Origin of the sequence: Pantoea coffeiphila (genome assembly GCF_016909495.1) — a bacterium.
Classification (GTDB): Bacteria; Pseudomonadota; Gammaproteobacteria; order Enterobacterales; family Enterobacteriaceae; genus Erwinia; species Erwinia coffeiphila.
The window spans coordinates 509999-528416 of record NZ_JAFBFW010000003.1 but is presented as its reverse complement, the minus strand read 5'-3'; the positions used below and the strand labels follow the sequence as shown (position 1 = coordinate 528416).

At 58.1% G+C, this 18418-nt stretch carries 17 protein-coding genes; 4 read left to right on the top strand and 13 right to left on the bottom strand.

Annotation, left to right across the window (positions count from 1 at the left end; all coding sequences use genetic code 11):
- Positions 1-259: 259 nt before the first annotated feature.
- The 3 genes from JOE09_RS12130 (at position 260) to ftnA (ending at position 4921) form a co-directional block, all read left to right on the top strand.
- Positions 260-2350, top strand: a complete 2091-nt coding sequence (locus tag JOE09_RS12130) for a TonB-dependent siderophore receptor (protein ID WP_420830648.1) — start codon at positions 260-262, stop codon at positions 2348-2350.
- A 105-nt stretch (positions 2351-2455) separates the two neighbouring features.
- Positions 2456-4078: a GMC family oxidoreductase gene (locus JOE09_RS12125; protein WP_205065942.1), complete on the top strand. Its 1623-nt coding sequence runs from the start codon at positions 2456-2458 to the stop codon at positions 4076-4078.
- Between the two features lie 330 nt (positions 4079-4408).
- A complete protein-coding gene (gene ftnA, locus JOE09_RS12120) occupies positions 4409-4921 on the top strand; it encodes a non-heme ferritin (protein WP_205065941.1) in 513 nt (170 codons plus the stop codon).
- A 72-nt stretch (positions 4922-4993) separates the two neighbouring features.
- Here ftnA and JOE09_RS12115 read toward each other — a convergent pair whose 3' ends face one another.
- From JOE09_RS12115 to JOE09_RS12085, 7 genes are all read right to left on the bottom strand, one after another.
- Positions 4994-5254: a hypothetical protein gene (locus JOE09_RS12115; RefSeq protein WP_205065940.1), complete on the bottom strand. Its 261-nt coding sequence runs from the start codon at positions 5252-5254 to the stop codon at positions 4994-4996.
- A 253-nt stretch (positions 5255-5507) separates the two neighbouring features.
- Positions 5508-6635 carry an ABC transporter substrate-binding protein gene (locus JOE09_RS12110; protein WP_205065939.1) on the bottom strand — a complete coding sequence of 376 codons (1128 nt, stop codon included), beginning with the start codon at positions 6633-6635 and terminating at the stop codon, positions 5508-5510.
- A gap of 115 nt (positions 6636-6750) precedes the next feature.
- On the bottom strand, positions 6751-7251 hold the full coding sequence (locus JOE09_RS12105; protein ID WP_105592473.1) for a GNAT family N-acetyltransferase: 501 nt from the start codon (positions 7249-7251) through the stop codon (positions 6751-6753).
- Between the two features lie 153 nt (positions 7252-7404).
- Positions 7405-8670, bottom strand: a complete 1266-nt coding sequence (locus JOE09_RS12100; RefSeq protein WP_205065938.1) for an acid phosphatase — start codon at positions 8668-8670, stop codon at positions 7405-7407.
- A 142-nt stretch (positions 8671-8812) separates the two neighbouring features.
- A complete protein-coding gene (locus JOE09_RS12095) occupies positions 8813-10531 on the bottom strand; it encodes an ABC transporter permease (RefSeq protein WP_239553069.1) in 1719 nt (572 codons plus the stop codon).
- A gap of 21 nt (positions 10532-10552) precedes the next feature.
- Positions 10553-11527 (bottom strand): ABC transporter substrate-binding protein, encoded by a 975-nt coding sequence (locus tag JOE09_RS12090; RefSeq protein ID WP_105592476.1) that lies wholly within the window; start codon positions 11525-11527, stop codon positions 10553-10555.
- Between the two features lie 29 nt (positions 11528-11556).
- Positions 11557-12624 (bottom strand): ABC transporter ATP-binding protein, encoded by a 1068-nt coding sequence (locus tag JOE09_RS12085; protein WP_205065936.1) that lies wholly within the window; start codon positions 12622-12624, stop codon positions 11557-11559.
- A 244-nt stretch (positions 12625-12868) separates the two neighbouring features.
- Between JOE09_RS12085 and JOE09_RS12080 the strand changes: the two genes are divergently transcribed.
- Positions 12869-13795 carry a LysR family transcriptional regulator gene (locus JOE09_RS12080; protein ID WP_205065935.1) on the top strand — a complete coding sequence of 309 codons (927 nt, stop codon included), beginning with the start codon at positions 12869-12871 and terminating at the stop codon, positions 13793-13795.
- A gap of 86 nt (positions 13796-13881) precedes the next feature.
- Here JOE09_RS12080 and mdcH read toward each other — a convergent pair whose 3' ends face one another.
- The 6 genes from mdcH to mdcC form a co-directional block, all read right to left on the bottom strand.
- Positions 13882-14784: a malonate decarboxylase subunit epsilon gene (gene mdcH, locus JOE09_RS12075; protein WP_205065934.1), complete on the bottom strand. Its 903-nt coding sequence runs from the start codon at positions 14782-14784 to the stop codon at positions 13882-13884.
- On the bottom strand, positions 14781-15386 hold the full coding sequence (locus JOE09_RS12070) for a malonate decarboxylase holo-ACP synthase (protein ID WP_205065933.1): 606 nt from the start codon (positions 15384-15386) through the stop codon (positions 14781-14783). Before JOE09_RS12070 ends, mdcH begins: the two co-directional genes overlap by 4 nt.
- Position 15387: 1 nt before the next feature.
- Positions 15388-16347: an AEC family transporter gene (locus JOE09_RS12065; RefSeq protein ID WP_205065932.1), complete on the bottom strand. Its 960-nt coding sequence runs from the start codon at positions 16345-16347 to the stop codon at positions 15388-15390.
- Between the two features lie 129 nt (positions 16348-16476).
- Positions 16477-17277, bottom strand: coding sequence for a biotin-independent malonate decarboxylase subunit gamma (mdcE, locus tag JOE09_RS12060; protein WP_205065931.1), 801 nt, complete (start codon positions 17275-17277; stop codon positions 16477-16479).
- Positions 17274-18110 carry a biotin-independent malonate decarboxylase subunit beta gene (locus tag JOE09_RS12055; RefSeq protein ID WP_205065930.1) on the bottom strand — a complete coding sequence of 279 codons (837 nt, stop codon included), beginning with the start codon at positions 18108-18110 and terminating at the stop codon, positions 17274-17276. Before JOE09_RS12055 ends, mdcE begins: the two co-directional genes overlap by 4 nt.
- The gene (mdcC, locus tag JOE09_RS12050) at positions 18103-18402 is read right to left on the bottom strand and encodes a malonate decarboxylase acyl carrier protein (protein ID WP_200546235.1); all 300 of its coding nucleotides are present in this window, start codon (positions 18400-18402) and stop codon (positions 18103-18105) included. The genes JOE09_RS12055 and mdcC overlap by 8 nt, the downstream gene beginning before the upstream one ends.
- Positions 18403-18418 lie beyond the last annotated feature (16 nt).

The window sequence follows — 18418 nt, the reverse complement described above, 5'->3', positions numbered from 1 at the left end:
TGCGTTTACTACTACATATCAGCATGTTTGAATGATTCTCAATTACATATCCGGCCCCATTCAACGGGCTAACGGGTAGGCAGCGTTAATCGCAATCAATCGGGCAATGAATACGAAAACTCCTCTCATCTCAGCAACGCAGATGAGACACGTGCAGGGTAAAAATTAAATGACTGAGTTAAAGCCTTCTTTTCTGGGGAAAAAGGGTTATGCGCTGTTTTCAGCGATCTTCATCGGCACGCTGGCCTCTTCGGTAGCAATGGCGGCAGAAGCCCCCGCTGCGGCCAGCAGCAGCGACAAAACAACGAAGGATGCGGGAACGATGACGGTGGAGGCCAGCGTTGCCGATGCCGACAAAACCATGACCTCAGGCTATCAGCCACTGAATTCCACTACAGCCACCCTGACCAATATGCCGCTGCTGGATATCCCGCAGGTGGTGAATACCGTCAGCGATCGCGTAATTGAAGATCAGCACTCCACCACGCTGGATGAAGTGCTTAACAACGTCAGCAACGTGGTGCAGACCAACACTCTGGGCGGCACGCAGGATGCCTTTGTGCGCCGTGGCTTCGGCAGTAACCGCGATGGTTCCGTGCTGACTAACGGCCTGAAAACCGTCCTGCCACGCAGCTTCAACGCCGCTACCGAACGGGTTGAAGTGCTGAAAGGCCCGGCTTCAACGCTTTACGGCATCCTCGATCCGGGCGGGTTGATAAACGTGATCACCAAGCGCCCGGAACGCACCTTCGGCGGCTCCGTTTCGGCAACCTCCACCAGCTTTGGCGGCGGCACCGGTACGGTGGACCTGACCGGGCCGATCGAAGGCACTAACCTGGCGTATCGCCTGATTGGTTCCTATCAGCACGAAGATTACTGGCGCAACTTCGGCAAGGAGCGCAGCAGCTTTATTACCCCGTCCCTGACCTGGTTTGGCGACGATGCGACGGTCAATGTCTCTTATGCCCATCGTAACTACAGCACGCCGTTCGATCGCGGCACCATCTTCGATCTCAATACCGGCCACGCGGTGAATGTAAGCCGTGAAACCCGCTTTGATGAAGAGTACAACATCACCGACGGTGAATCGGATCTTGCGCAGCTGAACGCCGAATACCGCATCAACAATCAGTGGACGGCGAAGTTTGACTACAGCTTCAGCCAGGATAAATACAGCGATAATCAGGCACGCGTGATGGCCTATGACGCCACCACCGGCAACCTGACCCGCCGCGTTGACGCCACGCAGGGATCGACCCAGCGTCAGCACTCGGCGCGCTTCGATCTGCAGGGCGACGTGGTGATTGGCGGCCTGTATAACGAGATCCTGACCGGGGTGGCGTACGAGAACTACGATCTGCTGCGCACCGATATGATCCGCTGTAAGAACGTGCAGGACTTCAATATCTACAATCCGTCCTACGGTTCGACCGGTAAATGCACCACGGTCTCCGCCTCGGACAGCGACCAGACCATTCAGCAGGTCAGCTACTCGGCCTACGTGCAGGACTCTCTGTATCTGACCGATAAATGGATTGCGGTCAGCGCCCTGCGCTATCAGTACTTTACCGAATACGCCGGTAAGGGCCGTCCGTTTAACACCAATACCGACAGCACCGACAATGCCTGGGTGCCGAAGTTTGGCCTGGTGTATAAAGCCACGCCGGGTATCTCGCTATTCGCTAACGTCTCACGTTCGTTTATGCCGCAGTACTCGATTGCCAGCTACATTGGCGAGCTGCCGCCGGAAACCGCCACCGCGTGGGAAGCCGGTGCCAAGTTCGATCTGTTTGACGGCGTAACGGCTAACGTCACCCTGTTTAATATTAATAAAAACAACGTGCTGTATACCGAAACCATTAACGATGAGAGCGTAGCGAAAACCGCCGGACGGGTGCGTTCACGCGGGGTCGAGGTGGATGTCGCCGGTGCGCTGACGCAGAATATTAACGTCATCGCCAGCTATGGCTATACCGATGCCAAAGTCATGGAAGATCCGGATTACAAAGGGAAAATGCTGCCTAATGTGCCGCGCCATACCGGATCGCTGTTCCTGACTTACGACTTCCACAACGTGTATGACGGCAATACGCTGACCGTTGGCGGTGGGGGCCATGCTGTTAGCCGTCGCTCCGGCGACAACGGCGAGGATTATTCCCTGCAGGGATATGCGGTTGCCGATGCATTTGCTTCTTACAAAATCAAAGCAGAACATCCTGTCACGCTGCAGGTTAACGTCAAGAATATCTTCGACAAAACGTACTACACCTCGTCTATCGCGACAAATAATCTCTCTAATCAGATTGGCGATCCGCGCGAAGTGCAGTTCACGGTAAAAATGGATTTCTGATCCGCACGTTTAAATTAGCCATTCACCCCGAGTGAAACGTAGTTTAACTCCTGAAGTACATCGGATGTTTTGACGACGCAAATCGTCGCTTTCAGGAGATAAACTATGGCAGAGCAGCAATTTGACTACATTATCATCGGTGGCGGTTCCGCAGGATGCGTGATCGCCTCACGATTGATTGAGGCCCAGGCAGGCAGCGTCCTGCTGCTGGAAGCGGGCGGCCGTGATAACAGCCTGTTCCACAAAATGCCCGCCGGATTGGTAAAACTCTCCCCTAAAACCCGCTGGCCCTACCGTACGCTTCCCCAACAGCATGTTAATAAACGCGTGATGCAGGTCGCTCAAGGCCGCGTGCTGGGCGGCGGCAGCTCCGTCAACGGTATGATTTATCTACGCGGCCAGCCGCAGGATTATGACGACTGGGCGGAGGAATATGGCTGCCGTGGCTGGAGCTTTAACGATCTGCTCCCCTTCTTTCGAAAAGCAGAAAACAATGAGTGCCTGAGCGGAACCTATCACGCTCAGCGGGGGCCGCTAAGCGTCAGTGAAAACCAGTTTCGCCATCCGCTGACGGATGCTTTTGTCCGTGCCGGACAGGAACAGGGCCTGCCCTACGTGAACGACTTCAACGACGGCGCGCCCGCAGGCGTTGGCCTGTGGCAGACCACCACTCACCATGGGGAACGCGCCAGTACCTCGCGCGCTTATCTCGATCGAGTAAAAAACAATCCGCAATTGACCACGATTACCGATGCTGAAGTACAGCATCTTATTCTGGAAGGCAGCCACGCAAGCGGAGTGGTTTACCATACGCACGGTAAACAGCAATGCCTGGCCTATGCCCGCCGGGAGGTGATCCTCAGTGCCGGAGCCTTCGGCAGCGCAAAAATACTGATGCTATCCGGCATTGGGCCGCAAAAACATCTCGACAGCGTGGGCATTGTTACCTGTGCCGATCTGCCAGTCGGTAAGTATTATCAGGACCATCTGCATATGTCGCTGAACGCTACCGTCACCACCGGTAACAGTATGTGGGGCGAGGACAAAGGTCTGCGGGCGGTAAGAAACTTCGCCCAGTGGCAGTTCTTCCGCGGCGGCCTGCTTACCAGCAACATCCTGGAGGGCGGCGCGCTGATAGACACCACAGGCAGCGGTCGCTCCGACGTACAGGTGCACTTCCTGCCGGTTCTGGATAATTTTGAAAACGGACCGGGGGCAAACCCCGCCGGTAGCGAACACGGCATTACGTTGAAGGTCGGCTATTTACCGAGTAAATCGCGCGGAGAGGTCCGGCTGAACAGCAGTAATCCGAGCGATGAACTGGCGATTGATGCCGGTTATCTTAGCGATCCGGCGGACCTGGCAGGACAGATTCGGGCCGTTCAGACAGGGCTTCGCCTGCTGCGCAGCCCGTCACTGCAATCGATTGTCGGGCATATTTTACATCTGAACGAGGTGAAAGAAGACGACATCAACGCCATCACCAATTTCATCCTCGACGACATTAAAACCGTCTATCATCCGATTGGCACCTGCCGAATGGGCCCGTATCCGGCGACTTCAGTGGTGGATTTAAAGCTGCGCGTTCACGGCATCAGCGGGCTGCGCGTTGCGGATTGCAGCATATTCCCGCAGATCCCCAGCGGCAATACCAATGCGCCGACCATTATGATCGCAGAACGCGCTGCCGATCTGATCCTTAAGGATATTTCTAGCACCGTCTCTTAGCGGCGATAATACCTGGCTTCTGCCCTGTGGCAGAAGCCTCTTATTCAACTAGAATTAATCCATGCACAGAATATTCTTAAAGATATTAATTCTCATTTCGCTACCAACAAGTTATGTAATTATTAATAAGAATGGTTATCAAACTTATTTAAAAAACTGAACGAATTATATTTAAAGTAAAAATAAAACATACACAAAATCATTGAGTTAGATCATCTAAAATAAATTTAGCTTTTGCTATAATAAACGGTTTTTATTTTCTATGGATGGGTGCATAATGCGCAGAAATCACCTGTCATCCACAGTTAATAATAATTTTAAGGAGTCACCATGCTGACCAATGAAATGACCGCCAAGCTGAACGATCAGCTGAATCTGGAATTCTACTCTGCCAACCTCTACCTGCAGATGAGCGCCTGGGCCAACGATAAGGGTTTTGACGGTGCCGCCGCATTCCTGCGTGAGCACTCTGTAGAAGAGATGCAGCACATGCAGCGCCTGTTTAATTACCTGAGCGATACCGGTGCGATGCCGGTGCTGGGCACTATTGATGCACCTCCAGTTACCTTTAACTCACTGGGTGAAGTGCTGGAGCAGGCCTATCAGCACGAGCAGCTGATCACTTCGAAGATCAACGAACTGGCCCATGCGGCGATCACCACCCAGGATTATTCAACCTTTAACTTCCTGCAGTGGTATGTTGCCGAGCAGCACGAAGAAGAGAAGCTGTTCAAATCCGTGCTGGACAAACTGGCTCTGGTTGGCAACAGCGGCCAGGCACTGTTCTTCCTCGACAAAGATTTGAAAAAAATGGGCGAGCCGGGCGCGCACACTGCCGACTGATCGACGGTATTAAGCGGATCAAGCACATCCGCGAACAGACTCACAGGCCACTCTCATTGAGAGTGGCTTTTTTTATTCTGCATAATCGCTTTCAACTGGCGAAGAAGCAGGAGGAGCGTCACTGACCAGGCTTTTCAAATATACCGCTATCGCTTTCAGATCCACCTTGCCAGGATGCTGGCTGGTCTGCGGAACGGGCTCGCTGGGATCGCCACAGACCATAAGGCCATCGTCGTGCAGCAGCTCTTCCTCCTGCGAATCGCTTCCCGCATGCAGAGTGGCCGATACGATGATGAACAGAGCTGATAACCATCGCCGGATAGAGATTTTCATGGCTCACTCCCTGTTAAACCTGTCCATAATGCCTGAAACGACACCGTTCTCCTGCCGGGTATAGTAAGCAGCAGGGAGAGAACAGTGACATCGTCCTGGAGATAAAATAGGGGAGAAAAAGGTGGCAGTTCAGTGCGAAGTGTTAATGGATATGAGCGGAATAACGATAATAAAGAATTTCCCTGCCAAGATATTGATTTCTAAGTTATTGAACAAAAGGTGCCAAAAGCACCCTTTGTTTAGTGGCCGCTAATTAGTGGCTGGCAGGTAACGTCACCCAATAGCCCGGTTTGTAAGCTACCGGCAGGAAACGCTGATGGAATTCACGGAAGGTGGCATCCGGATCGATATCCTTGAACAGCTCAGGGTGCAGCCATTTCGCAATCGCCTGGATCGCCACAAACTGATAAGGGCTGTCGTAGAACTGGTGCCAGATCGCGTGCGCATTGCCGTTGGTGGCCACCGGCAGAGTATGGAATGCCGGACGCGCCATCAGCGCCGTTAAGCGTTTTGTTGCTTCCGCGATATCCGCCCCCGGACCCACGCCTACCCAGCCACCGGCGGTGTTGTAATTCTTCCAGTTAGCGCCGGTCACAATCACCACATCAGGGCGCGCGGCGATAATCTGCTCGGGGTTCAGGGTACCGAAGGTACCGGGGATCAGCCCTTTGGCAATATTGATGCCGCCAGCCACTTCAACCATGCGGCCAAAGTTCTCATCGCCAAACGACATGCAGCACTCTTCGGTGTAGCCACCGGCGCGATCCAGCATCACCTTCGGACGCTTACCGGTGAAGTTTTTCAGGCGGTCGGTCACGATATCGATCTGCTGCTGGCGGAAGGCGACGATCTCTTCGGCGCGCTCGGGTTTACCCACCAGCTGGCCCATAATGCGAATGCTTTTTTCGGCATTCTCAAACGGCTTTTCGCGGAAGTCGATAAACACCACCGGGATGCCCAGCTTGTCGAGTTTTTCGGTCAGCTTCGACTCGTCGGTTGCCGCTTTCGATTCCAGGTTCATCAGCACCAGATCGGGCTTCAGGGTCAGCGCCTGCTCAACGTTAAACGTACCGTCCTTTGCCCCACCAAAGGTCGGCAGCTTTTTAATCTGCGGGTATTTCTCTGCATAGATCTGGTAGCTGTCGAAATCCGCCTTCGGCAAATCGTCACGCCATCCCACTACGCGCTGAAAAGGCGCCTCGGTATCGAAAGCCGCCAGCAGATAGATCTGCCGCCCTTCACCCAGGATCACCCTCTTCACTTCCGATTTAATTTCAACCTTACGGCCACTAACATCTTCAACCACAAATGGCGCAGCCCACAGGCTGGCAGAGGCGATCAGCCCGGCCAGCAGAATGCCCGTTTTACCCCAAATCGTCATGATAAACCCCACAAGGAAAATGATAATTATTCTCAATTTAAGTCTTGCAGGGGCATGCTACGTGGCGATGAAAGTTAAAACAAGATGTGTCAAAAAATTTCATTAGATGACGGTATTAAAAGGTGTAGCGATAGAATTTAGTGTCCACCTTCATTACCGGGAAGGAAGCTGGCAGCTCGGGCACGGTGATTTCCGTAAAACCGTTTTTCTCATAGAAGCGATGTGCGGCAAGGAACAGCGCGGTGGTGCCGAGGAAGATATCGCTTAAGCCCTGCTCGCGGCCATAGGCCAGTAATACATTCAGCAGCGCCAGCCCGGTCCCGTAAGCCTTACCGCGATATTCAGCCGCCACAAACATTTTGCGCAGCGCCGCCTGGCGATTGCCAATATCCTTCAGCGCAATACAGCCAACCACGCGATCGTCCACCAGCGCCAGCCAGAACTGGCCGTGGCCCTGCTGATAGAAGTTTTCGATATCGTTAAGATCGGGCTGCTGCTCTGCGGTAATCGGAATGCTGAATTCGTTAGTCTGAATCGGCAGGATTAAATCAATAACTGCTGCCTGATGTTTTGCACTGTAGGGTTCGATACGGAGGGTTGTGCCGGATTCGCTCATTGATGTTGTACTCTCTCTGGCGGCCACGGACCGCATTAGGGTTAGTCAATGCAGACAACAACAACAGGTTGCCGTCTGCATTCTCTGCCCATTCAGACTACATCATTAGCATGATAAAACATCAGGTTAATTCGTATCCGGTGCTCGGCAGACTTACCGGCCCGCCGCCTTCACCGCGTCATGCAGATTCAGACGCTGCCAGAAGCTCTGCGACGCGTCGCCGGAGAGAGGATAGCCATCCGCCAGCGCGGTGCGTACCATCAGCTGGCGGCGCTGGGCGGCGCTAAGGTTCGGCAGCGGCGCTTCCAGCAGAACTTCAGCCCCTTCAGGAACAACGAGCGGCGAGGCTTTCACCTTCGCGGCAGGCAGATTATAAGTCATCGTAAAGCGATAGAAGGTCTGCATCGCTTTAGCGGCATACGGGTCATCCTGTGCTGGCACCTTCGCGCACTCGCGCAGCGACGTCCCGCACTCTTTCTCCAGCGCGCTGCGCAGCTGCTGCTTCGCGGCATCGAACAGTTCGCGGTAGCGCGGATCGTTGAGGTAGTGCGCCACGTTGCGCTCCGCCACCATTCTTGAACCCATCACATCCAGCGGATAGTGAACGCCCAGAACAATGCGCGAATAACCGTAGCGCGCACCGCGATCGATCAGCGGCACATAGCGCTCCGGCAGCATCTGTGCCATCAGCAGCGCATCGGTGTAGCCGGTATTGGTATGACCGCTGGGGAACGAGCCGCCGTCGGCGGTGTAAGGATGGCCGTCTTTGGCAACCGCGCTGTCCGGCACCAGGTGAATGGTGTTGCCGGGGATCAGGAACGGGCGCTTATAGTCAAAGTGCTTCTTCGCTTCGCTGGTACTGACTTCACTGGCCTTCAGCAGCGCCGCCGCCTTGCCCAGCTCGCCTTTATCATAGGCGCGGATAAACGCCTCACCCAGCTTTGGCCCCAGCGCATCGGCGAGGAAATAGAGGTAGTTCTGCCCTTCGGCATCCACCAGCGCCTGGCGGCGTGCGCCGTCGGTGGCGTTCAGGTTGATGTTTTCTACCGTTGCCAGGTTCTGTGCCAGCGTCGCCTCCGGCAGCGTGCTGAAGGCGCTCAGCAGCGCAATCCCCGCCTGCTGATTGGCCTTTTTACCGAAGTCATAGCCGCTGGCCTGCAGCCAGGCTTTATCGACCTGCTTACCGCCCTGCTTTGCCGTTTCCAGCTGGCTACGCGCCAGAGTACTGCTATCACCCTTGATGCTGTTAATCAGCGCGGTCTGTACCGAGCCTTCCAGGGCGACGACCGCCGGGCTGCTGCTGGCCGGGGTTGTGGTGTTGGCGATGGCCGCAATCTGCGGCAGCTCTGCGGCGGTTTTGGCCTGTGCCAGCGGGCCAATCAGTAGCGAAGCGGCAAGAAGCGTAAGACGAAAGCGCATAAATCATCCTCATTATCATCAATAAGTTAACCCTGTCGCCCGCAGACTAGACCCGCTATATGGCACTTTTATGGCAAAACATATTCCGATACAGATTCCCGCATCCTGTCATAAATCTTGTCAAAAACCGGCCGCGTTAGCTTTAAACCTGCCACGGCAGAACGCCCTTGTGCCTGCGCGCACACCAGGAGGCCAGCAGCATCAGCCCCACCACCACCAGGATCATCAGGCAACCCACCGCCGCCGCCAGCGTCGACGATCCGCCTTCATCCAGGAAGACGATGGTCGGCCCCAGCGTCTGGGTGGAGGACGTCACCAGCAGGATAGAAACCTGGATTTCGTTCAGCGCGGTAAGAAACACCAGGATCGCCCCGGCAATCGCCGACGGTGCCACCAGCGGCAGCAGGATGTCGCGCATGCGCCGCAGGAAGCCCGCCCCGGCCAGCTGTGCCGCCTCATCCAGCGAGCGCTCCACGCGGGCAAAGCCCGCCAGCGTCGGGCGCAGCACCAGCGCAAGGAAGTTGGAAAGATAGGCGGCGAGGATAATCCACACCGTGCCGTACAGGCTGACGTTGACCAGCGGCAGCGGCCGCAGGAAGAACAGCAGCGCGGCAATCCCGGTCACCACGCCCGGCAGCGCATAGGCCAGTTCGCTGGAGAGATGCAGCACCCGCACCAGGCGGCTGCGCCGCCAGCTGAGGTAGCAGGCCATAAACAGCGCCATCAGGGTCAGGATCGCCGCCGCAACCGCCGTCAGCCACAGGCTGGTGAAAAAGGCGTGGCGCACTGCCGGATAGTCAAACAGCGCGTTGCGGTAGTTAATCAGCGTCAGCGTCTGCCAGTTCAGCGCCTGGCCGAAGCCCTGGGTCAGCGAGGTAGTCAGCAGCGCCGACAGCGGCAGCAGCAGGATCAGCGCCATCAGCAGCCAGGCAATCGCTTCTACCGGCAGTCGCCAGCGGCCAAGAGACTGAGTGAGCGCATGCGCCGTGCCGCTAACGCGAACATCGCGCCGACCGCCCAGCAGACTGCTGATCAGCATTCCGGCCAGGGTGATTGCTGCCAGCAGCAGCGACAGCACCGCCATATCGGGCAGCGCGCCGGGGCCGGTGCTGTTGAGCTGCTGATAGATCAGGGTAATCAGCGTGGGAACTTTGGCAGGAATCCCCAGCATCGCCTGAATGCCGAAGTTACCGGCGGCGGCCACGAAGGAGAGCGCAGCCCCGGCGAAAATGGCCGGGCGCGCCAGCGGCAGGATTACGGTTAACAGCACCCTGAGCGGTGAGGCTCCGGCTATCTTTGCCGCTTCCACCAGATCGGACGGCAGACGCTGTAATCCAGCCCGCACCGCCAGAAACACCAGCGGCGCATTGTGCAGCCCGAGTAAAAGGATAATACCGCTCATCGAGTAGAGCGGCGGCGGACCGGCAAAGGGAGGCACTCCCAGCCCGGCCAGCAGTTTCATCAGCGGTCCGGAGGGCGACATCGCTTGTACCCAGGCCAGCGCGGTCACCTGCGGCGGGATCATCAGCGGCAGAATAAAGGCAAAGACCCACGCCGCCCTGGCGCGAATATCACTCAGCGCCACCAGCCACGCCGCCAGGGTTCCCAGCAGCAGTGAGATCGCGGTGGCACCCAGCGCAATAAACAGCGTATTACCGGTAGCGCGCAGCACCCGGGGCGTATTCAACAGCCGCAGCAAACGCTCGGTGTCGGGTACCCCCTGCGGCGCAATGGCCGCCCAGATCAACCGCGCCAGCGGCGCAATGGAAAGCAGGCCAATCATTATCGCCAGCAGCCAGAGTATCCACCGCTCGCTGCCGGGCCAGCGGATCGCACGGGGGTGACGGGCGCTGCGCATCATACCGGGCAATACGCTCATCGGTTAACCGCCAAAGATTTCAGTGAATTTCTCACGCACCTGGGCGTCATCGTTAACGGCTTTATCGCTGTCCAGCGTCAGCAGTTTGATCGAATCAATCGGCGCAAAGCCTTCCGGCGCCGCCACGCGTTTATCGATCGGGCGGTTGCCCTGCTGTGCTACCAGCTGCTGGCCTTTTTCCGACAGCATAAAGTCAACGAAGGCTTTGGCGGCAGGCACGTTATGCGCACCGGCAAGGATCGCCACCGGTTCGGTCACAAACGACGCGCCTTCCTGCGGATAGACCAGATCGACCGGCGATCCCTGTTTCTTCGCGCGGATCAGATCGGCATCGGTAATGATCCCGTACTTAGCGACGCCGCTGGCTACCGCTTTCAGCGCCGGGCCGTTACCGCCTTCCGGGGTGATGCCGTTAGCAGCCAGCTTTTTATAAAATTCCCAGCCGATGGTCGGGGTGTTGATGGCGGTATGCAGATGGTAGAGCGCCGCGCCGGAATAGAGCGGGCTGGGTACCGCCACCTGGCCGCGATTGCTGGCATCGGTCAGCGCCATCCAGCTGTTAACCGGTTTCGCATTCTGCGTGTTGTAGCCAATCACCGTGGCGATGATTTTAGTGCCGAACCAGGTCTTATCTTTATCGTAGAAATTCGGGCTGATATTGCTGACCGGCGCATCCGCGTAGGCCATCAGCTTGCCCTCTTTCTTCAGCGCGCCCAGGTTGATGGAGTCCGCTACCAGCAGCACATCGGCTTTCACGTCACCGCTCATCATCTCGGTACGCAGCACGTTCATCAGCTGGGTGGTGCCGTTGCGGGTCCAGCTCACCTCAATACCGGGGTTAGCGGCTTTAAAGGCTTCAATCGTTTGCTGAGCGATTTCAGGCGCCTGCGAGGTATAGACCACCAGTTTTCCATCGGCCGCCTGGGCTGACAGAGAGGTGAACGCCAGCAGTGCCAGAATTTTTACCGTGCTACGCATCTGTAGTCCTTAGTGAATTGAAAAAGAAATTAGTGCGGAATGACCCAGCCGTCGGTGGCGGCCAGCTTTATACGTTCTCCGACCCGCGGCGGTGCGGCGTCTGACTGCATTAGGGTCAGACGGCACTGCGGATCACCCAAAGGTTCAATTTCCAGCTGGCTGTAGCCGCCACGATAAATCACCCGGCGGACTTCGCCATCGAAGCCGGGCGCATCCATCGCAACCCGCTGCAAATCGCCCGCGTGCAGGCAGATTTTGCCTTTTGGCAGTACCGCCTGAGTGGAGCTGGCGCGCAGCTTCACCCGTAGGCCAAACAGCGTGACCCAGGCAAAGCCGTGGCCGTCGGGTTCGATATCCCCAACCGGCACAACCCGGCCATCATCAATGAATCGTGCCACCATTTCGCAGGCGGGCTGGCGGTAAAGCTCCTGCGGGGTGGCGAACTGCATTACCTGCCCCGCCTGCATCACCACGATACGGTCGGCCAGCGCCATCGCTTCGTGCTGATCGTGAGTGATGTACAGCAGCGTGGCACCGGCGTGATGATGAAAACGGGTAAACTCTTCTTCCATCGCCGCGCGCAGATGTACGTCAAGGTTGGCCAGCGGCTCATCCAGCAGCACCAGCTGCGGCCGCGTGACCAGGCAGCGCGCCAGCGCCACGCGCTGGCGTTGGCCGCCGGAGAGATCCGCCGGGCGGCGTTCGCCCATGCCGTTAAGCCCGACCAGCTCCAGTGCGGCATCCACGCGGATACGGCGATTGGCGCGATCCATGCCCTTCACTTTCAGGCTGTATTCGATGTTTTCCGCCACCGACATATGTGGCCACAGGGCGTAATTCTGGAAGACGACGCTCAGCTCGCGCTGTTCGGGCGGCAGATGTTGACCCGGCGCGCTGTAAGTGCGATCGCCGACGGCGATCGTGCCGGAGTCCGGGATTTCAAATCCGGCGATGGTGCGCAGCAGCGTGGTTTTTCCGCAGCCGGAAGGCCCGAGAACGGCGATAAACTCCCCGTGCTCAATCTGCAACGAAACATTGCGCAGCACCGGCTGCTGGCCAAAGGATTTACACAGATTGTCGATCAGGATCGCAGACATCGGGCACTCGGACTCCGTTCAATTAAAGCAACGGCTTAGAACATACTGAGCAAAGATGACAGCCCGGTGACAGCAGGTAGAATGAAGCGGCTGCCGCTCACCGCCGTTGATAAGCGCGGGAAAATCAGGGGAAAATGGCAATGTACTGGCTGGATTTCGCCGCATCAAAGCGTAAAACCCGGCGCGCATCTTCATCATAGACTCGTTAAACTCACCACATTGCGACTAACGGAAACAGGTCAAAATGAGCATCGATTCGGATATCACCGTTCGTAAACTGGAAATATTCATCGCCTTTATGACAAGAGGCAATCTTGCCCGTACGGCGGCTGCGCTTGGGATCAGCAGCGTCAGCGTGCATCGCGCCCTGCACAGCCTGGAAGAGAGCCTGCGCTGCCCGCTGTTTATTCATCAGGGGCGCAATCTGGTGCCGATGCCCGCCGCGCATACGCTGTGGGAGTACAGCCAGGAAGCGCTGGACCTGCTGTCACGCGGCGTGGAAGAGGCGCGAAAAACGGCCGGAATGAGCCAGGGAAATCTGCGGCTGGGCACGCTCTATTCGCTGACCCTGGAGACCATTCCACAGCTGATTATGGGCATGAAGCTGCGCCGCCCGGATCTGGAGCTGGAGCTGACGATGGGCTCGAATAAGATGCTGCTGAACCGTCTGGAGGAAGGGTCGCTGGACGCGGTGCTGATCGCCACATCCTGCGAGCAGATTAATCACGCTCATCTGGAAACGCTGCCGCTGTTTGAGGATGATATTTTTCTCGCAGCACCGGCCACATCCGGTCTGGATGTCAGCCAGGAGGCCGATCTGCGCGATTTCCGCACGGAGAAATTTGTCTCCCTTGATGAGGGTTTTGCTACCTGGCAGGGCTTTCGTGAGGCGTTCGCCATTGCAGGCTACGAGCCGGAGATCGTCACGCGGGTGAATGATATCTTTTCGATGCTGAGCCTCGTACAGGCCGGAGTGGGCTTTACCCTGCTGCCGGGGCGGATGAAGCGAGTTTATGAAAATTCGGTACAGCTGCTGCGGCTGGCGCAGCCCTATCAGATGCAGCAAAACATCGCGATTGTCTTTGAACGCAACCGCGAGCACGATCCGAATCTGCTGGCGCTGGTCGCCGAAGGCCGGATGTACAGCCGCCAGCGCGGGGCGAAATCCTGAGCCTCACCCGGTACGGATTTCTGCTCGCTCGACCAGCTCAGTACGGGCGACCGATCCACAGCGCAGACCGGGATGCCGCCTGGATACTAGCTCCTGGCCCTCTGCGCCAGCCGGGATGCCAGTTCGGCTCCGCTCTGCTCCAGCGAGATCGCTTCACCGCCGAGGCTAAATGACTGCCGGGTCAGGCCGGTCAGTCCCGAGCCCGGCGGCATCTGGATCGCCAGCCCGACGTCACGTTCTTCTGCCGCCACCATTGCGTCATACCAGTTCACCCTGCGGGCCATATTCCAGGCCAGATCGTCGGCAATCTGCTGCGGCTGCCACAGTACCCGCGCGCTGCTGCCGCTGAGATACGCACAGCGCGGACGATGCAGCGTGACCGCCTTGAAAGCCTGCGCCAGCTCCTGCGCGGGCTTCGCCAGCAGCTCACAGTGCGAAGGCACGCTCACCGCCAGCCGACAGGCGCGCTGGGCACCAAGCGATTTCGCTGCGGCACCGACCCGCGCCATCGCCGCATCCGATCCGGCAATCACCAGCTGCTGCGGGCTGTTGACGTTGGCCAGCCAGCAGTCATCGCCCAGCAGCGGCAGCAGTTCCGACTGTGGAAAACCGACAATCGCCGTTAATCCATAGCCCTGCGGCCAGGCGTTCTCCATCAGCGTACCGCGCAGTGAAACCAGCCGCAGCGCATCGCTGAATTCCAGTGCGCCGGCCACCACCGCCGCCGGATACGCGCCGATCGACAGCCCGGCGGTCATATCGGGAACGGTGCCCTGCCGCTCAAGGGCACGGGTATGGGCAACGCCGCTAATCAGAATGCACAGCTGTACCGCACGGGTATGCCTTAGCGCCTCCGCGCTGTCCAGCCGTCGCGTATCCTCCGCCAGGACGTCGCTGACCTCATCAAGCAGCGCATCACCGTCAGGCAGCTGCTGTAACATGCCGGGCCGCTGTGCGCCCTGGCCTGGGAAAGAGAAAAGGACTTTCATTCTGTACTCCAGGGCCGATCGGTCAGCAGCGGGCCATGTGGTGTTTTCAGCATCACCCGCCCTTCCCGCAGCCATTCAGTTAACGCAAAACCACCACGCGGCGTACCGATTTGTGTGTCCACCCGACAGGGAAGCTGGCTGATAAACGTCTGCCAGCGCAGCAGCTCGGTATTATCGAGCGGCCGGTGGCTGCGGATCAGCAGATCGAGATCGCTGCTGTCGCGCAGCACCGGCACTTCGGTCGCCAGCGCATAGCCAACGCTGCCGGTGATCCCCCAGCTCCACGGCCATGCCTGCTGGGCCAGCTGAAGCGCGGCCTGTAGCGGCGGCTGGGAAATATAGGGTGAAGCCAGCAGCCGCGCCGGATCGCTGAGCATTTCCGGCGACACAATTCGCCGGATATGGCGGGGATCGACCCAGCCTGCGGCCCGCAGATCGCGCCGCAGGCCGCGTACGCCAACCGGCACGCGTCCGCCCTCATCAGCGTCCCTGCGCACCACCAGCGGCAGCGCTGGCCGCCACTGGCTGGCCACCCATTCCGGCAGGTCGCCCTGCAATGCGGCGCGGTCGGAAACCCAAATCAGATCGTGTGGTGAACTCATTTCACATCCCGGAAGTCAGCGTGATAAACAACGGCAGGCTAAGGATACACAACAGTGAGGTGATTAGCAGAACGGCCTCCGCATCCGGTGACTGCGCGCCAAACCGGTTGCCGAATACCACCCCGAAGAAGCCCGCCGACAGTGCGATCATCAGGATCGCCGTGATCGCCACCTGACCATGCAGGCCCATCGCCAGTACTATGCCCCATGCGATCAGCGGCTGGATCAGCAGCTTGGTAATGCTGCCCACGATCACCGCACCATTGATGCTCAGCTTACGCGCGGAGAGGATCACCCCGGTAAGGAACAGTGCGGCAGCGGTAGCCGCCAGGCCGAGCGGTTTAATCGCCGCCAGCACGATTTCCGGCATGCCGATCCCCAGCCCGGACAGCACCACGCCCAGTAGCGGACCCCAAACGATAGGTTTCGTTACCGAACGCCACATCAGGATTGGCAGCATACCGATGCCGGACTGCTGGCCGTTGCCCGCCGCCAGAGCTTTTTCACGCTCGAGGATCAGCAGGCAGAACGGCGTCAGCAGCACCGAACCACAGGCGATCGAAACCGCCACAGACAGCGACGTCGATGGCCCTTCACCCAGTACGCTACCGAGGATCGGCAGGCCCAGCGCCGCATAGTTCGGCAGAGCGACGGTGAGCGTCAGTACGGCAGCATCCTGCGGTGACTTATGGAACAACCGCGTGGCCATAAAATAGATGGCAAACCAGCCCACCCACATCGACAGCACCAGCACCACGATCAGCGGCGACTGCTGAACAATCCCCAGCCAGGGGGTTTTAACCGTCGCGCTGAACAACGCGGCGGGTAGCGCAAAATCCATCACAAAGACGTTTAGCAGCGCCACATTTTTGTTGTCCACCATCTTCGCTTTCCCGGCATAAAAGCCGAGCAGCATAATCACGAAAATTGGGGCAAGCGCATGAATAATTATATATGTCATAACATCACCTGGTAGTCTGATTAAGCACCGGTGCGATGATTATTATTTTATTTTTCAGGCCATTGCTGCGGGGGCGAATGCTCCGTTTGCCCCCGCAGGTAACCCGGCAGGTTTGTCTTAGCTACTTTCTTACCAGGCTGCGCGCATCAATTCACGCACCCGTTTTGAACTGCTGCGGTTCTCTGCCTGCAGGCGACACTGCAGTCCGGGATCGCGGCGGGCGGCAGCTACGGCGGCGGCCAGCGCCTGGCGAACCTGTGTAACATCTCCGGCATCCGGTTCGTCCGGTTTGCTGATATCCAGTAGCGATTCCAGCAGGCCCAGCGTCTGGTAGTGGTGAATGTCGTAGGCCATTGGTGGGATGGTTTCCGCCAGTTTTTCCAGCGCCTCGACGCTGCGCAGAGTGATACGTGCCGCCGCCTCTTTGCCCATCGCGTGGATCATCACGCCGCCGTCATTGAAGGCGATCAGCCGGTTAGCCTGATAGCCGTGAGCCAGAAACGCCCCCGACATCGCCTTGCCGACAATCAGCCCAATCACCACGTGGCCTGCCAGCCGTGCGCTGGCGTAAGCGCCTGCCGCTGCGGCCAGCGCCTGATGGATACCGAAAGCTTCTTCGCGGCGGCCATAGGCCTGACTGGGAACGTCGATCACCGCCACGATGATGCGTTTCTCAGATTTATTTGCGTCTTCCGCTACGGTTTCACTCACCACCTTCGCCAGCGTCCAGCCCTCAAGCAGTCCGGCTTCCCCACCGGCAGCGCGCGGGAAGTGGTTATTTTTATCCGCCACGACGGCGATAAAGCGTGCGGCTTCACCGTGAACTTCACCGTCGGCAACCTGGACTGACGGGCACAGTCCCGGCATCCGGCTGGCACCGGCAGTCAGTGTTTGCAGCCAGATCTCACCGCGTCCTGTTTGCTGTTTCATGACCGATCCTCCTTGCTGAAAAGCCGTGTAATTTGCTGTGAATCCGCCTGCCGGGACGTATCAAACTTCGTCAGTCGCGGCAGATACCAGGGATAGTTTTCGGAACGGTGTACCGCCGGTACGCCCTTCGCCAGCGCATCATGCATCGCCTGCTTCACCGCTTTCTGGCCGTCGCCGACCAGTGCATCCGCCAGCCCGCTGGCCGCACGGGTTTCGCCACCGGTCATGCTCCAGATAAACGGACGGTCGCGGGAGTCATACTCGTCAATGCCCGCCTCCTGCTCAATAACCTGCGGGCCATTCAATCCCAGCCGCGCTTCGCGGGTTACGATCAGATAGCTGCACAGTCCGGCAGCGATGGACATGCCGCCGAAGCAGCCGACGGTGCCGGCAATAATGCCCACTACCGGGGTATAGCGACGCAGATCGACGATCGCCGCGTGGATGTCGGCGATCGCAGCCAGGCCAAGATTGGCTTCCTGTAGCCGCACGCCGCCGGTTTCCAGGCACAGCACCGCGCGGGTGGGAATACCGTTGCGGTTATCTTCCGCCGCCAGCTCCAGCGCCGCCGCCATTTTGGCTCCCGACACTTCGCCCATGCTGCCGCCCTGGAACGCGCCTTCAATGGCAATCACTACCGCAGGCTGCCCGTCAATAGTGCCCTTCGCCACCACCATGCCGTCGTCTGCCTGCGGGACAATCCCCTGCATGCCCAGCCACGGTGAAACGATCCCTTCAAAGGGGTCTAACAGTTCGCGGAAGCTGCCCTGGTCCAGCAACAGCCGTGCGCGCTGGCGGGCATTCAGTTCAATAAAGCTGAGATCGTTACGCATCGGCTACCTCCTCAAATACCTGCTCAATGCGAATCCTCGCCACGCCGGGCGTGGCACCGAAGTCGTGGATGGTCATCTGACCGGCGGGCAGATCCCCGAAGGTGCCCAGCCGCTCGAACAGCGCCGTCCAGCGCTTGCTGCTGTTATCCACCGAGGTGATGATGTCAACGTTCAGGGTGTCGCTGCCGTCGGCGACAAACAGCACTTCCATGTCGCCTGAACCCACAACGCCCGCCAGCGCTCTGCCGTTTAGGCGTCGTGAGGCTGGAAAATAAAGGCTTATCTGTTGCATAAGATCCTCTTTAAAT

Excerpts from the sequence above, each read along its gene's own strand:
- ftnA (WP_205065941.1), top strand. The coding sequence starts at position 4,409 with ATGCTGACCAATGAAATGACCGCCAAGCTGAACGATCAGCTGAATCTG.
- JOE09_RS12095 (WP_239553069.1), bottom strand. The coding sequence starts at position 10,531 with ATGATGCGCAGCGCCCGTCACCCCCGTGCGATCCGCTGGCCCGGCAGC.
- JOE09_RS12100 (WP_205065938.1), bottom strand. The coding sequence starts at position 8,670 with ATGCGCTTTCGTCTTACGCTTCTTGCCGCTTCGCTACTGATTGGCCCG.
- JOE09_RS12110 (WP_205065939.1), bottom strand. The coding sequence starts at position 6,635 with ATGACGATTTGGGGTAAAACGGGCATTCTGCTGGCCGGGCTGATCGCC.
- JOE09_RS12115 (WP_205065940.1), bottom strand. The coding sequence starts at position 5,254 with ATGAAAATCTCTATCCGGCGATGGTTATCAGCTCTGTTCATCATCGTA.
- mdcE (WP_205065931.1), bottom strand. The coding sequence starts at position 17,277 with ATGAAACAGCAAACAGGACGCGGTGAGATCTGGCTGCAAACACTGACT.
- JOE09_RS12090 (WP_105592476.1), bottom strand. The coding sequence starts at position 11,527 with ATGCGTAGCACGGTAAAAATTCTGGCACTGCTGGCGTTCACCTCTCTG.
- JOE09_RS12105 (WP_105592473.1), bottom strand. The coding sequence starts at position 7,251 with ATGAGCGAATCCGGCACAACCCTCCGTATCGAACCCTACAGTGCAAAA.
- JOE09_RS12055 (WP_205065930.1), bottom strand. The coding sequence starts at position 18,110 with ATGCGTAACGATCTCAGCTTTATTGAACTGAATGCCCGCCAGCGCGCA.
- JOE09_RS12085 (WP_205065936.1), bottom strand. The coding sequence starts at position 12,624 with ATGTCTGCGATCCTGATCGACAATCTGTGTAAATCCTTTGGCCAGCAG.
- mdcH (WP_205065934.1), bottom strand. The coding sequence starts at position 14,784 with ATGAAAGTCCTTTTCTCTTTCCCAGGCCAGGGCGCACAGCGGCCCGGC.
- JOE09_RS12070 (WP_205065933.1), bottom strand. The coding sequence starts at position 15,386 with ATGAGTTCACCACACGATCTGATTTGGGTTTCCGACCGCGCCGCATTG.
- JOE09_RS12130 (WP_420830648.1), top strand. The coding sequence starts at position 260 with ATGGCGGCAGAAGCCCCCGCTGCGGCCAGCAGCAGCGACAAAACAACG.
- JOE09_RS12125 (WP_205065942.1), top strand. The coding sequence starts at position 2,456 with ATGGCAGAGCAGCAATTTGACTACATTATCATCGGTGGCGGTTCCGCA.
- mdcC (WP_200546235.1), bottom strand. The coding sequence starts at position 18,402 with ATGCAACAGATAAGCCTTTATTTTCCAGCCTCACGACGCCTAAACGGC.
- JOE09_RS12080 (WP_205065935.1), top strand. The coding sequence starts at position 12,869 with ATGAGCATCGATTCGGATATCACCGTTCGTAAACTGGAAATATTCATC.
- JOE09_RS12065 (WP_205065932.1), bottom strand. The coding sequence starts at position 16,347 with ATGACATATATAATTATTCATGCGCTTGCCCCAATTTTCGTGATTATG.